The sequence below is a fragment of the Phaeobacter sp. CC-HEC084 genome (genome assembly GCF_059429255.1).
Window position 1 is genome coordinate 58,085 of the sequence record NZ_JCAIJQ010000004.1, and the last position, 14,175, is coordinate 72,259.

Below are 14,175 nucleotides of genomic sequence, written 5' to 3' on the forward strand. Positions count from 1 at the left end.
GATCGGGCAAGGTCACTCCCCAGAAATCTTGCCGTCCCGTGTTAAAAACTGACGCAGAGCGGCCAGTGGCCCTAGTGGCGCCCTCCAAGTCCGGTTAATCTTGCGCAAAGCCTCACAACGGACAACCCAATAGTGCCGCCTCACAGCCCCGAAACCGAGCAAGTTCTGCTGATTGCGCGCAGTATCGCTGGTGAAACCGGTCATGCGCTCCTAGCGCGCCTGGTTGAGGCCCTGAGCGAGCATCTGGATGCGGCCTTCGTCGCGGTCACCTATGGAGAAGGCGCACCCCCCACCCATGCACGGGCACTTTACGCGCTGCAAGACCACAAGGTGGCCCGCGGAATACGCTACGAGCTGCAAGGCACCCCCTGCGCCCGGGTATACGCCGGGGAGGTGGTGATCATCCCCTGCGGGATTGCCGATCTTTATCCGCGCGAAGCGAGGTTTGAGGGCTATATAGGTATTCCACTTCGCGACACCACTGGCGAGGTCACCGGTCATCTGGCTGTATTTTCCAACCAGGAGATCAAGGAATCCGAGATCGCCACCGCGATATCGACAATTTTTGCCCTGCGCGCCGAGGCCGAATTGCGCCGTCTCTCCGTGGAAAAGGAACGAAAGAAGCTAATCGCGGATCTCGCGCGGATGAACCGGCGCCTGCAGCAGGGCTATTCCGAGGTGCGGCGCGAAAACGCGGAAAAGATCGCGCTCATGGGTTTGATTGCCCACGATCTGCGCAGCCCGCTGGCCGCAGTCTTGTCGCAGGCGGAACTCGGGCTCGCCAGAACCCGCAGCAACGCGCCGGATCAGGCCCGGATCGAAACTGCATTTCAGAAGGTCATCGACAATGCGGACCGGATCGCGCAGTTGATCGACGCGACGCTGGACCGGGCCAGGGTCGAAGGCGAAGCGCTGCGCCTGGATCGCAAGCCGGTCGATCTGACCGGGTTGCTGCACATTGCTGCCGAAGCCAACCGGGAAGAGGCTGCACGCAAATCTATCTCCTTGTCCGTCGACCCACCGCAGCGGACCATCGCAGAGGTTGATGAAACACTGGTCATCTCTGCCATCGACAATCTGATTAGCAACGCCGTGAAATATACCTATCCCGGAGGCGAGGTCCGGATTTCGGTCGCGCAGGAAGGTGAAAGCGTCACCGTTGCCGTCTCCGATACCGGTCAGGGCCTGACGCCAGACGACCTGACGCGCGCCTTCGGCCGTTTCCAAAGGCTTTCCGCGCAGCCAACGGATGGTGAAAAGTCCACTGGCCTGGGACTCGCGAATGTACGCGAAATTGCCTGTGCGCATGGCGGCAGCGCTCATGCCGAAAGCGAAGGCCCGGGAAAGGGAAGTCGTTTCGTTCTGACGCTGCCCTGCAATGCGGACATCCAGCCCGCGCCCTGAGCCTAAGGCGTTCGGTCGTCTCAACCAAGAATACACCGGCCCGCAAAACCGCCCGGACGCCCCGCGTTTGTGCTGCGTCTGGGCCGCGCCCGACCAGACCGCCGGGCGTGCGCCTGATCCGATCAAATCCGCCTGAGGCCAAACGGTTCGATTGGCGAAGCGGCCCCTGCCCTGCTCAGCTTTGTACACATAGAAAAGGGCCTCCCGAAGGAGGCCCTTTCCATCCGCAATCAGGAGACCTGGTTGCTCGATGATCTTCGACACAGTCTTTTTGGTGCGTCTCGGGATCATCGCGTTCAAACAAAAAGGGCGCCACTGGGGCGCCCTTTCCGTTTGATCATTCGCGAGTGCGAATTACTCGATGATTTTGGAAACGACGCCAGCGCCGACGGTGCGGCCGCCTTCGCGGATGGCGAAACGCAGACCGTCTTCCATCGCGATCGGGGCGATCAGTTCAACTTCGAACTTCAGGTTGTCGCCCGGCATCACCATCTCGGTGCCTTCCGGCAGGGTCACGGTGCCGGTCACGTCGGTGGTCCGGAAGTAGAACTGCGGACGGTAGTTCGCAAAGAACGGGGTGTGACGGCCACCTTCTTCTTTGGTCAGAATATATGCTTCTGCCTCGAATTTGGTGTGCGGGGTCACGGAACCCGGCTTACACAGAACCTGACCACGCTCAACGCCGTCACGGTCAACGCCGCGCAGCAGCGCGCCGATGTTGTCGCCGGCTTCGCCGCGGTCCAGCAGCTTGCGGAACATTTCAACACCGGTGCAGGTGGTTTTCTTGGTGTCGTGGATGCCGACGATTTCGATTTCGTCGCCAACGTTGATCACGCCACGCTCAACACGGCCGGTCACAACGGTACCACGACCGGAGATCGAGAACACGTCTTCGATCGGCATCAGGAACGGCAGGTCAACGGCACGCTCGGGGGTCGGGATGTACTCATCCACAGCCGCCATCAGTTCCTTGATTTTGTTTTCGCCGATTTCCGGGTCACGGCCTTCCATCGCCGCCAGAGCGGAACCTGCGATGATCGGGATATCGTCGCCCGGGAAATCGTAGGACGACAGCAGTTCGCGGATTTCCATCTCGACGAGCTCGAGCAGCTCTTCGTCGTCGACCTGGTCAACCTTGTTCATGAACACGACCAGCGCCGGAACGCCAACCTGACGCGCCAGCAGGATGTGCTCGCGGGTCTGCGGCATCGGGCCGTCAGCTGCGTTCACAACCAGGATCGCGCCGTCCATCTGCGCCGCACCGGTGATCATGTTCTTCACATAGTCAGCGTGGCCGGGGCAGTCGACGTGGGCGTAGTGGCGGTTCTCGGTCTCGTATTCCACGTGGGCGGTCGAGATGGTGATGCCGCGGGCTTTTTCTTCCGGTGCGCCGTCGATCTGGTCGTAGGCTTTGAAGTCACCGAAGTATTTGGTGATCGCTGCGGTCAGCGTGGTTTTGCCGTGGTCAACGTGGCCAACGGTGCCGATGTTGACGTGCGGTTTATTACGCTCAAACTTTTCCTTAGCCATGGTGGCCTCCTTTTGATTGGAAGAAGGTCCGCGCGGGCCGCGAACCTTCCAATGTCATGACGCTTACGCGTATTTCGCCTGGATCTCGTCCGAGATGTTCTGCGGAACCGGATCGTAGTGACCGAACTGCATGGTGAACTGGGCGCGGCCCGAGCTCATCGAACGCAGGGTGTTGATGTAGCCGAACATGTTCGCCAGCGGCACGTTTGCGTCGATCGCAATCGCGTTGCCGCGGGGCTCCTGGCCGGACACCTGACCACGACGGGAGGTCAGGTCGCCGATGATACCGCCGGTGTATTCTTCCGGGGTGATCACTTCGACCTTCATGATCGGTTCCAGCAGCTTGGCGCCAGCTTTACGCATGCCTTCACGCATGCACATACGTGCTGCGATTTCAAAGGCCAGAACGCTGGAGTCAACGTCGTGGAACTTACCGTCGATCAGGGCAACCTTGAAGTCGATCACGGGGAAGCCAGCCAGCGGGCCGCTATCCATGACCGAGTTGATGCCTTTTTCAACACCGGGGATGTATTCCTTCGGAACAGCACCACCAACGATGCGGGATTCGAAGGAGTAGCCTTCGCCGGCTTCTGTCGGCGAGATGATCATCTTCACCTCGGCGAACTGACCCGAACCACCCGACTGTTTCTTGTGGGTGTAGGTGTGCTCGACCTCGTGACCGATGGTCTCACGGTAGGCAACCTGCGGGGCACCGATGTTGGCTTCAACCTTGAATTCGCGCTTCAGGCGGTCAACCAGGATGTCCAGGTGAAGTTCGCCCATGCCCTTCATGATGGTCTGACCGGATTCCAGGTCAGTTTCCACGCGGAAGGACGGGTCTTCGGCGGCCAGACGGGCCAGACCCTGGGACATTTTTTCCTGGTCAGCCTTGGTTTTCGGCTCAACCGCGATCTCGATCACCGGATCGGGGAAGGTCATGGTTTCCAGAACCACCGGGTCGTTGACGGCGCAGAGCGTGTCACCTGTGGTGGTGTCTTTCAGACCAGCCAGCGCGATGATGTCGCCCGCGAACGCTTCCGTGATTTCCTCACGGTCGTTCGAGTGCATCATCATCATCCGGCCAACGCGCTCTTTCTTCCCCTTGGTGGAGTTCAAAAGGGTATCACCCTTGTTCAGAACACCGGAGTAGATGCGGGTAAAGGTCAGCGAACCGACGAAGGGGTCGTTCATGATTTTGAACGCCAGGCCCGAGAACGCCATATCATCATCCGCGCGGCGCGGGATGTTACGGGTTTCGGTTTCGTCACCGGGTTTGAAGCCCATGTAATCAACAACGTCCAGCGGGCTGGGCAGGTAGTCGATCACGGCATTGAGCAGCGGCTGAACGCCTTTGTTCTTGAACGCGGAACCGCCCAGAACCGGAACGAAGTCCAGCGCCAGAGTGCCCTTGCGCAGCAGAGCGCGCAGTGTTGCGACGTCGGGCTCTTCACCTTCCAGGTAGGCTTCCATGGCGTCGTCGTCTTGCTCGACGGCCGCTTCGACCATCTTGCCACGCCATTCGTCGGCCATGTCCTTCAGGCTGTCACGGATCTCGACCTGCACCCAGGAGGCGCCAAGGTCTTCACCCTGCCACAGCCATTCCTTCATGGTGACCAGATCGATCAGGCCTTCCAGCTCGTTCTCGGCGCCGATCGGAATACCAACCGGAACCGCGCGGGCGCCGGTGCGGTCTTCGATCATGTTGACGCAGTTGAAGAAGTCAGCGCCGATCTTGTCCATCTTGTTGACGAAGACGATGCGCGGAACCTTGTAACGGTCAGCCTGACGCCAAACGGTTTCGGTCTGCGGTTCAACGCCAGCGTTGGCGTCCAGAACACAGACAGCACCGTCGAGAACCGCCAGCGAACGCTCAACTTCGATGGTGAAGTCAACGTGGCCGGGGGTGTCGATGATGTTCAGGCGGTGCTTCGGCGTGTCAGCAGTTTCGCCATCTTCGGTGCGTTCCCAGAAAGTGGTGGTCGCAGCCGAGGTGATGGTGATGCCGCGTTCCTGCTCCTGCTCCATCCAGTCCATGGTGGCTGCACCATCGTGCACCTCACCGATGTTGTGGGATTTGCCGGTGTAGTACAGGATACGCTCCGAGCAGGTGGTCTTACCTGCATCGATGTGCGCCATGATACCGAAGTTACGGTAATGGTTGAGTGTATAGTCGCGTGCCATAGGTCTAAGCCCCTTGGGTTACCAGCGGTAATGCGAGAAGGCCTTGTTGGCCTCTGCCATCTTGTGGGTGTCTTCGCGCTTTTTCACCGCGGTACCACGGGACTGGACAGCGTCCAGCAGCTCGCCTGCAAGGCGCTCTTCCATGGTGTTTTCGTTGCGGCTACGGGCGGCTTTGATCAACCAGCGGATTGCGAGTGCTTCGCGGCGCTCCGGGCGAACTTCGACCGGCACCTGGTAGGTTGCACCACCCACGCGGCGCGAACGAACTTCGACGGCGGGTTTCACATTGTCCAGAGCTTCGTGGAAGACTTCCACGGGAGCGCGTTTGATCTTGGCTTCAACGCGATCGAACGCGTTGTAGACGATTTTTTCTGCGACCGATTTCTTACCATCGATCATCAGGTTGTTCATGAATTTGGTCAGAACGCGGTCGCCATATTTGGCGTCGGGCAGAACTTCGCGTTTTTCAGCAGCGTGACGGCGTGACATCTGTGCTTATCCTTCTTCTTACTTAGGACGCTTCGCGCCGTACTTGGAGCGACGCTGCTTACGGTCTTTGACGCCCTGGGTATCCAGAACACCGCGAAGGATGTGGTAACGCACACCGGGAAGGTCTTTTACACGACCGCCGCGGATCAGAACCACAGAGTGTTCCTGAAGGTTGTGGCTTTCACCCGGGATGTAGGAGATGACCTCGAAACCGTTGGTCAGGCGGACCTTCGCAACTTTCCGCATAGCGGAGTTCGGTTTCTTCGGCGTGGTGGTGTAAACGCGCGTGCAAACGCCACGCTTCTGGGGGCACTGCTCCAGATGCATGGATTTGGAGCGTTTAACTTTCGGCTGCCGCGGCTTGCGGATCAGCTGTTGGATCGTTGGCATTCCGGTCTATTCCCCGTTTCGCAACTTTCATGTCATGCACGCGCAAGGGCGTGCGGCTCATATTTCCGGCACTTACGCGTCCGCAAGCGCAAAAACCGCAATCGTTCCCATTCCGAGGTGAACGACGCGGTGGGTCTACAGAGGATCCGGACGATAAAACTGTCCGAACCTTGATCCACTACAATAGTGATATCGGCTTTAGGGGCGGCCCCCGGATGCCGGATAGGCGCGCGTATATGGGGAGTCGCGGGGCTTGTCAACTGTCAGGCGCCCAGTGACGCCCAGGGTCGGCGGATGGCTGCACGGGAACACGCCGCTGGCAATACATCCTCTGCCACACCCACTGTCTTGTCGCATCGGTACCGGCGATGCATAGTTCAACAGGTCGCAATAAGATTGGGCCATACGCATACTCAGGACGCCCCATTCATGCAAGTCATCGGTCTTTGTCGTTTTTCTTATCCCGCAATTGGCGGCTTTCAGGTTGAACATGCCAGCCTGGAGGAGCGCATTGCCTACCTTTATGCTGAAGACCGTCTGGAGGAGCGGTTCCAACTGATGGAGACCGTCGCCCTGCCCTGTCTGCGCGAACAGACAGATCAGGATTTCGAGCTGATCATCGTCATTGGCGACAGCCTGCCGAAACAGCACCGGGAGCGGCTTCAGGACATCACCGCCGACATGCCGCAGGTCCGTATTTACAGCGAACCGCCGCGCAAACAGCGCCAGGTGATGAAAGAGATTCTCAACAAGGCCCGCAGGGACCCAGACGCGCCCTGTCTGCAGTTCCGACATGACGACGACGACGCGGTGTCGGTGGATTTCGTCGAACGCCTCCGGCAGACGGTTAAGGATTGTTCTGGCCTGATCGAAAAGAGCAAAACGGTCGCCGTTGATTTCAACCGTGGTTACGTGGCCGAGGTTGGGGCGTCCGGGATCGCCGCGACCGAGATACACAGGCCCTACTATGTGGCTTCGCTTGGCATGTATGTGCGCGGCGGCTGTAACCTGACGATCATGAACTTCGCGCATGAGAAAATCCTCCGCTTCATGCCGACGGTCACCATCAGCGATCAGCCGATGTTCGTTCGCACCCACAATGGCTATAACGACTCGCGCCAGAAACGGGTCAAACCGGTGCCCGTCACCCCGCTGACGCCGGATCAGGTGGGTGAGTTTGAAGCACGATTTGCCATCCGGCAGGATGATCTCAAACGGGTCTTCGCGGCTGACTAGCCCCCACGCTTTTGTTTTTACCAGGGATCGCATGTTATGCAGGTTATCGGATTGTGCCGCTTCTCTTATGTAGGGCACGGCGGCTACAAGCAGGAGCACGCCAGCCTTGAGGAACGCCGTGCCTATCTTTATGCAACCGAACGGCTTGAGGAGCGGTTCCGCCTGTTCGAAACTGTCTGCCTGCCCTCAGTCATCGGTCAGACCGACGCGGATTTCCAGCTTCTGGTCGTGGTCGGCGAGTGCTTTCCTCTCCCCTATCTCGACCGGCTGCTGACCCTCACCGAACCTTTGCCGAATGTGGTCATTTCCGTGCAGCCGCCGGGCCGTCACCGGCGGGTGATGATCCAGATGCTAAACGACGCGCGCGAAAACCCGGATGCGCCCTGCCTGCAGTTTCGTCTAGACGATGACGATGCGATGGCGGTGTCATTCGTGGAACGGCTGAAACAGGCGGCGCAGGACCTAGAACCGGTCTGGCCGCGCTATCCGATGACCACCATCGATTTCAACCGCGGCTATGTCTATCGCGCCAGTGCCGATGGGCTGGCGATCAAACCGGACCGCTACCCCTACACTGCGCTTTCTATGGGAGTCGTAGTGGCGGGCGGGTCCAACCAGACGATCATGCATCACGGCCATCATACCCTTTGGCGGGTCACACCAACGCTGACCATTCCGGATGGCGACATGTATCTGCGTGGTTACAACAGCTTCAACGATTCCCGCTCCAAGGGGCGCGGCAAGGAGATCAGCGTCACCCCTGTCACACCAGAGGAAGCGCACCATCTGAAACAGACCTTCAACGTCGATAGCGCCGCAGTCGCGCGGGCGTTCTCATCCCCCGGTCTGCTGCCGCTCCCGGTAGAAGGTGAATAGGCCGGCCGCCACAACGACGGCCGCGCCGGTCAGAGTAAGCACACCCGGCCAATCACCAAAGACTGCCCAGCCGAGGAACAGCGCCCACAACAACCCACTGTAGCGGAAGGGCGAGACCACGGCGACGTCTCCGACCCGCATGGTCATGACCGAAAACAGGTAGCCGGCAAAGATGAAGCAGGCCGCCCCCATAAGCAGACCCAGATGCCAGCCCTGCATCGGTTGCCAGTCCTGCTTGGTGCTGTAGATCAGGCCAAAACTCAGCACTGTCAAAGAGGCCATCAACGTCACCGTCATCGACGGAACCGCCGCCGACATCCGCCGGGTGAACAGATCCCGGGCCGTGACGCAGCCAACCGCACCCAAGGCATATAGGGACGCGCCATCGAACCCCTCTGGCCCCGGCTGCACGATCAGCAGCATACCGCAGAACCCCGCAAGGATCGCGGCCATGCGCCGCCAGCCAATGCTTTCGCCAAAGAACAACGCCGCCCCCAGCGTTACGGTCAGCGGCAGCATTTGCAGTACGGCAGTCACATTGGCGAGCGGCATCAGCATCAGCGCGCTGAGGAAGAGGTAAGTCGCCCCCGCTTCGGACAGACAGCGGCCCAGAACCAGCATCCAGTCGCCCCGTGGCAGGTTCATCCGCAAGCTGCCCAGATAGCGCGCCAGCAGGAAAATCAGCAGTGACGCAACCCCGCCGCGGACCACAAGAATCTGCGACAGCGGCAGATCCGCCCCCACAGATTTCACCAGCGTATCATTGAAGGTAAAGGCCGCCATGCTGCCCATCATCAACAGGGCACCGGTCTGATTGGGTTTCATGCGCTATACCGCCTTCAGCTGCGACAGCGTCAGACCGAAATGGCGTTGCAGCGCGCCGTCGATCTCTTCCTCGGCCATCTGATGAGTGATCCCTTTTTGGGTGGGATCGGATTTATTGTCACCATGGATAGTGCGCAGGAAGGATGGCACCGAAATATCCGAATAAAGGCTGTAGTGCCGCGCCAGTTTGCGGTGGTTGAACTTGTAGGGATTCGCGGCGCTTCCAACTGGGGTCACCAGCGCGGTGCCTGCCGACAGGGGCGCCTGTTCGACCGCGTCGAAGACCTCCGGCCCATCCAGCGTCGCCCGCATGTAAAAGCCCCGGTTATAGGCAATGACAAAAGCACCGCCTTCGGGTTGCAGCGGCAGGATCCCAGCCGCCAGGCGTTTTGTCCGCGCCACAAAATCAATATCAACCGCGTCATCATCATCCAGACGGAACAGGATGCGGTGACTGCCCTCCCCTGCCGGAATGGAATCGTACCCCCGGCGTAACAGCCGGTAATGATTGCGGGTTCCGACCGGACGACAATGCAGATTGCGATGCGGCGCGAGCAGCGCCTTCAGCCTTTGCATATAGCGATCAGGCATCGACGCCGCAGTCAGCACCACGACGTCAAATTCGGGATCGCTTTGCCGAAGCAGCGAAGGCAGGCACAGCTCTTCGAAAACGCGAAAGCGGAGCTCCATCCGGTCCTCGGAAAACAGATGTGCCGCCGTTTCCTCCAGTGTGCTGAAGCGTTCGGAATAATAGGTAGGCGTCAGAACCGAGAACCGGACCAGTCCAACCATATTCAACTGCTCTGACATTTCCCCTCCCCCGGTTGCGCGCACAGAAAACACCGGGGCGCAGCACTTGGGAAGAGGCATTCGCCGGTTGGGGGACGTCAGACAAAAGAAAACCCCCGCGCCATCGGCGCGGGGGGCATTCATTTTCAAAAAGTCTGTCGACGGATCAGTCGCGGCTTTCCGGTGTTTCCACCAGATTGTCGAAGTCGCCACCGGACACGTCGTCCTCCATCACCGGAGCGGCCAGAGCAGCTGCGGCCTCGGCTTCTTCGCGGCGCGCTTCCAGAACCACATTGTCGCGGGACTGAGCGATATGGCGCATCTGCTGGGTTGCACCACCGGTACCGGCCGGGATCAGGCGACCAACGATGACGTTTTCCTTCAGGCCAACCAGCTTGTCCTTCTTGCCCTGAACCGAAGCCTCGGTCAGCACGCGGGTGGTCTCCTGGAAGGAGGCCGCCGAGATGAACGAACGGGTCTGCAGCGACGCCTTGGTGATACCAAGCAGGATCGGTGCGCCCTGTGCCGGACGTTTGCCGCGCGACAGTGCCTTCTCGTTGGCAGCGTCGAACTCCTGCTTGTCCACGTGTTCGCCTTTCAGCAGCGTGGTTTCGCCGGAGTCGGAGATCTCCCACTTCTGCAGCATCTGGCGAACGATCACCTCGATGTGCTTGTCGTTGATCTTCACGCCCTGCAGACGATAAACGTCCTGAACTTCGTCGATCATGTAGTTGGCCAGAGCCTCGACACCCATAATTGCAAGGATGTCGTGCGGCGCCGGGTTGCCGTCCATGATGTAGTCGCCCTTCTGCACGAAGTCACCTTCCTGCACCGGGATGTGCTTGCCCTTGGGCACCATGTATTCGACGGTTTCCAGGCTCTCATCCGCGGGTTCGATCGAGATGCGGCGCTTGTTCTTGTAGTCGCGGCCAAAGCGCACGTAACCATCGATTTCGGCGATGATTGCGTGGTCTTTCGGACGACGGGCTTCGAACAGTTCGGCCACACGCGGCAGACCACCGGTAATGTCCTTGGTCTTGGCGCCTTCACGCGGGATACGCGCAACAACGTCACCGGCCTCGATCTGCTGACCGTCTTCACAGGACAGGATCGCATCAACGGACATCGGGTAGGTAACCGGGTTGCCCAGATCGTTGCGGACCGGCTCGCCGTCAGCATCCACAAGGATGATTTCCGGCTTCAGGTCGTTGCCTTTCGGTGCCGCACGCCAGTCGACCACGATCTTCTGGGTCATGCCGGTGGCTTCGTCGGTCTCGTCGCGGACGGCAAGGCCCGAAACCAGATCGACGTATTTGGCAGTACCCGGCTTTTCCGCGATGATCGGCAGGGTGTAGGGGTCCCATTCGAACAGCTTGTCGCCACGGGCAACGGATTGACCATCGGTGACGAACAGCTTGGAGCCATAGCCCAGCTTGTGGCTGGCGCGCTCTTCGCCGTGCTCGTCCTGAATGATCAGCTTCATGTTCCGGCCAACCACCAGCGTTTCGCCGTTGGCGTTCTGCAGGATCTGAGCGTTCTCGAAGACGATCTTGCCTTCTTGGCTCGCCTCGAGGAACGACTGCTGACCACCCTGGGCAACACCGCCGATGTGGAAGGTCCGCATCGTCAGCTGTGTACCAGGTTCACCGATCGACTGCGCGGCGATGATGCCGACAGCCTCGCCCGAGTTGACCATGGTACCGCGCGCAAGGTCACGGCCATAGCACATGGCGCAGACGCCCTCTTCGCTTTCGCAGGTCAGAGGCGAACGGATCCGCGTGGAGGCAACACCGGCTTCCTGCACGGCATCCGCCATGCGTTCGTCGATGAGCTGCCCCTGTGCGACGATCACCTCTTCGGTGCCCGGACGTTTGATGTCCTCGGCCGCAACACGGCCCAGCAGACGTTCACCGATGCTGGCAACCACTTCACCGTCGTTGACCGCAGCCTCTGCTGTGATCGCACGCTCGGTGCCGCAGTCGCGCTCGCGCACAATGCAGTCCTGCGCCACGTCCACCAGACGACGGGTCAGGTAACCGGAGTTCGCGGTCTTCAGAGCCGTATCCGACAGACCCTTACGGGCACCGTGGGTGGAGTTGAAGTACTCCAGAACCGTCAGGCCTTCTTTAAAGTTCGAGATGATCGGGGTCTCGATGATGTCGCCGTTCGGCTTGGCCATCAGGCCGCGCATACCGCCCAGCTGCTTCATCTGCGTAACCGAGCCACGCGCACCGGAGTGGGCCATCATGTAAACCGAGTTCGGCTCCATCACGGCACCGTTCTCGTCCCGCTTGTCGGCGGAGATGGTGCTCATCATCGCTTCGGTGACCTTGTCGTTACACTTCGACCAGGCATCGACAACTTTGTTGTACTTTTCGCCCTGAGTGATCAGGCCGTCCATGTACTGCTGTTCGAAGTCCTTCACCTGCTCGCGTGTCTCGTCGACGATGGTCCACTTGCCGTCCGGGATCACCATGTCGTCCTTGCCGAACGAAATGCCTGCCTTGAACGCTTCGCGGAAACCCATGGTCATAATCTGGTCACAGAAGATCACGGACTCTTTCTGACCGCAGTAACGGTAGACGGTGTCGATGACCTGCTGCACCTCTTTCTTCCGCAGAAGACGGTTGACCAGTTCAAACGGCGCCTTGGCGTTCTTCGGCAACAGTGCGCCCAGGCGAACACGGCCCGGGGTGGTCTCAAAACGCTTGAGAACCTCGTTGCCTTCTTCGTCGATCTGGGTGATCCGCGCGGTAATCTTGGTGTGCAGGTGCACTTCGCCGGCGTCCAGAGCGTGCTGAACTTCGTCGATGGTCCCAAAGACCTTGCCTTCGCCCACCATGCCTTCGCGTTCCAGGGTCACATAGTAGAGACCCAAGATCATATCCTGCGAGGGAACGATGATCGGCGCGCCGTTTGCGGGCGACAGAACGTTGTTGGTGGACATCATCAAGACGCGCGCTTCCAGCTGGGCCTCAAGGCTCAGCGGCACGTGCACGGCCATCTGGTCACCGTCGAAGTCCGCGTTGAACGCCGAGCAGACCAGCGGGTGCAGCTGGATAGCCTTACCTTCGATCAGCGTGGGTTCGAAGGCCTGAATACCAAGACGGTGCAGCGTCGGTGCGCGGTTCAGCATCACCGGGTGCTCGCGGATCACCTCGTCGAGGATATCCCAGACTTCGGGGCGTTCTTTTTCCACCAGCTTCTTCGCCTGCTTCACGGTGGAGGACAGACCTTTGGCCTCCAGACGCGAGTAGATGAAGGGCTTGAAGAGTTCGAGTGCCATCTTCTTGGGTAGGCCACACTGATGCAGCTTCAGCTCGGGACCTGTCACAATGACCGAACGGCCGGAGAAGTCGACGCGCTTACCCAGAAGGTTCTGACGGAAGCGACCCTGCTTACCTTTCAGCATGTCCGACAGCGACTTCAGCGGACGCTTGTTGGCGCCGGTGATGACGCGGCCACGGCGGCCGTTGTCAAACAGGGCGTCAACGGATTCCTGCAGCATCCGCTTTTCGTTGCGGACGATGATGTCAGGCGCGCGCAGTTCGATCAGACGCTTCAGACGGTTATTCCGGTTGATCACACGACGGTAAAGGTCGTTGAGGTCGGAGGTCGCGAAACGACCGCCATCCAGCGGAACCAGCGGACGCAGTTCCGGCGGGATGACCGGGATCACGGTCATGATCATCCACTCGGGACGGTTGCCCGACTCAAGGAAGCTCTCGACCACTTTCAGACGCTTGATGATCTTCTTGGGCTTCAGTTCGCCGGTGGCTTCGGCCAGTTCGGCGCGCAGCTGCTCGGCTTCGGCTTCCAGATCAATCGCGGCCAGCATTTCACGGATCGCTTCGGCGCCGATATTAGCGGTGAAGGCGTCCATGCCGTACTGGTCCTGGGCGTCCATGTACTCTTCTTCGGTCATCATCTGGCCGTAGGTGAGGTCGGTCAGACCCGGCTCGATGACAACGTAGTTTTCAAAGTACAGCACGCGTTCCAGATCGCGCAGGGTCATGTCCAGCATCAGGCCGATGCGCGAAGGCAGCGACTTCAGGAACCAGATGTGCGCAACCGGCGAGGCCAGTTCGATGTGGCCCATGCGCTCGCGGCGGACCTTTTGCAGGGTGACTTCCACACCGCATTTTTCGCAGACAACGCCGCGATATTTCATCCGCTTATATTTGCCGCAAAGGCATTCGTAGTCTTTGATCGGGCCAAAGATACGGGCGCAGAACAGACCGTCGCGCTCGGGCTTGAAGGTCCGGTAGTTGATGGTCTCGGGCTTTTTGATTTCGCCATAGGACCACGACAGGATCCGCTCCGGCGATGCCAGCGACACCTTGATCTCGTCGAAAACCTTCGGCGGGGTCAGCGGGTTGAACGGATTATTGGTGATTTCCTGGTTCATTTTGATACCTCAAATCTTGCGGAAGGGGGGACGGGAGAAGGGCAAGC

General features: G+C 59.6%; 10 protein-coding genes. 3 read left to right on the forward strand and 7 right to left on the reverse strand.

Annotated features, from left to right (window positions below):
- Positions 1–132 precede the first annotated feature (132 nt).
- The gene (locus tag AC5SSZ_RS14230; RefSeq protein WP_495438437.1) at positions 133–1,404 is read left to right on the forward strand and encodes a sensor histidine kinase; all 1,272 of its coding nucleotides are present in this window, start codon (positions 133–135) and stop codon (positions 1,402–1,404) included.
- A gap of 354 nt (positions 1,405–1,758) precedes the next feature.
- Here the strand turns inward: AC5SSZ_RS14230 and tuf are convergent, their stop codons facing one another.
- From tuf to rpsL, 4 genes are all read right to left on the reverse strand, one after another.
- The gene (gene tuf / locus AC5SSZ_RS14235; RefSeq protein WP_065271478.1) at positions 1,759–2,934 is read right to left on the reverse strand and encodes an elongation factor Tu; all 1,176 of its coding nucleotides are present in this window, start codon (positions 2,932–2,934) and stop codon (positions 1,759–1,761) included.
- A gap of 63 nt (positions 2,935–2,997) precedes the next feature.
- Positions 2,998–5,115 (reverse strand): elongation factor G, encoded by a 2,118-nt coding sequence (gene fusA, locus AC5SSZ_RS14240; protein WP_274830259.1) that lies wholly within the window; start codon positions 5,113–5,115, stop codon positions 2,998–3,000.
- A gap of 18 nt (positions 5,116–5,133) precedes the next feature.
- The gene (gene rpsG / locus AC5SSZ_RS14245) at positions 5,134–5,604 is read right to left on the reverse strand and encodes a 30S ribosomal protein S7 (protein ID WP_065271480.1); all 471 of its coding nucleotides are present in this window, start codon (positions 5,602–5,604) and stop codon (positions 5,134–5,136) included.
- 18 nt (positions 5,605–5,622) lie between these two features.
- Positions 5,623–5,994, reverse strand: coding sequence for a 30S ribosomal protein S12 (rpsL, locus tag AC5SSZ_RS14250; protein ID WP_005621086.1), 372 nt, complete (start codon positions 5,992–5,994; stop codon positions 5,623–5,625).
- 429 nt (positions 5,995–6,423) lie between these two features.
- Here rpsL and AC5SSZ_RS14255 point away from each other — a divergent pair, with 429 nt between their 5' ends.
- Together AC5SSZ_RS14255 and AC5SSZ_RS14260 are read left to right on the forward strand one after the other, a co-directional pair.
- Positions 6,424–7,230 (forward strand): putative rhamnosyl transferase, encoded by an 807-nt coding sequence (locus AC5SSZ_RS14255; protein ID WP_495438441.1) that lies wholly within the window; start codon positions 6,424–6,426, stop codon positions 7,228–7,230.
- 36 nt (positions 7,231–7,266) lie between these two features.
- On the forward strand, positions 7,267–8,106 hold the full coding sequence (locus tag AC5SSZ_RS14260) for a putative rhamnosyl transferase (RefSeq protein ID WP_495438443.1): 840 nt from the start codon (positions 7,267–7,269) through the stop codon (positions 8,104–8,106).
- Here the strand turns inward: AC5SSZ_RS14260 and AC5SSZ_RS14265 are convergent.
- From AC5SSZ_RS14265 to rpoC, 3 genes are all read right to left on the reverse strand, one after another.
- Positions 8,065–8,931: a DMT family transporter gene (locus AC5SSZ_RS14265; RefSeq protein WP_495438445.1), complete on the reverse strand. Its 867-nt coding sequence runs from the start codon at positions 8,929–8,931 to the stop codon at positions 8,065–8,067. The two genes, AC5SSZ_RS14260 and AC5SSZ_RS14265, sit on opposite strands and share 42 nt — an antisense overlap.
- 3 nt (positions 8,932–8,934) lie before the next feature.
- A complete protein-coding gene (locus AC5SSZ_RS14270) occupies positions 8,935–9,741 on the reverse strand; it encodes a glycosyltransferase (RefSeq protein ID WP_495438448.1) in 807 nt (268 codons plus the stop codon).
- A 145-nt stretch (positions 9,742–9,886) separates the two neighbouring features.
- Positions 9,887–14,128 carry a DNA-directed RNA polymerase subunit beta' gene (gene rpoC, locus AC5SSZ_RS14275; protein WP_065271485.1) on the reverse strand — a complete coding sequence of 1,414 codons (4,242 nt, stop codon included), beginning with the start codon at positions 14,126–14,128 and terminating at the stop codon, positions 9,887–9,889.
- Between the last annotated feature and the right edge of the window lie 47 nt (positions 14,129–14,175).

Bases quoted from the DNA above. Each gene is read 5' to 3' on its own strand.
- rpsL (WP_005621086.1), bottom strand. From the start codon at position 5,994: ATGCCAACGATCCAACAGCTGATCCGCAAGCCGCGGCAGCCGAAAGTT.
- AC5SSZ_RS14260 (WP_495438443.1), top strand. From the start codon at position 7,267: ATGCAGGTTATCGGATTGTGCCGCTTCTCTTATGTAGGGCACGGCGGC.
- rpsG (WP_065271480.1), bottom strand. From the start codon at position 5,604: ATGTCACGCCGTCACGCTGCTGAAAAACGCGAAGTTCTGCCCGACGCC.
- tuf (WP_065271478.1), bottom strand. From the start codon at position 2,934: ATGGCTAAGGAAAAGTTTGAGCGTAATAAACCGCACGTCAACATCGGC.
- rpoC (WP_065271485.1), bottom strand. From the start codon at position 14,128: ATGAACCAGGAAATCACCAATAATCCGTTCAACCCGCTGACCCCGCCG.
- AC5SSZ_RS14255 (WP_495438441.1), top strand. From the start codon at position 6,424: ATGCAAGTCATCGGTCTTTGTCGTTTTTCTTATCCCGCAATTGGCGGC.
- AC5SSZ_RS14265 (WP_495438445.1), bottom strand. From the start codon at position 8,931: ATGAAACCCAATCAGACCGGTGCCCTGTTGATGATGGGCAGCATGGCG.
- fusA (WP_274830259.1), bottom strand. From the start codon at position 5,115: ATGGCACGCGACTATACACTCAACCATTACCGTAACTTCGGTATCATG.
- AC5SSZ_RS14270 (WP_495438448.1), bottom strand. From the start codon at position 9,741: ATGTCAGAGCAGTTGAATATGGTTGGACTGGTCCGGTTCTCGGTTCTG.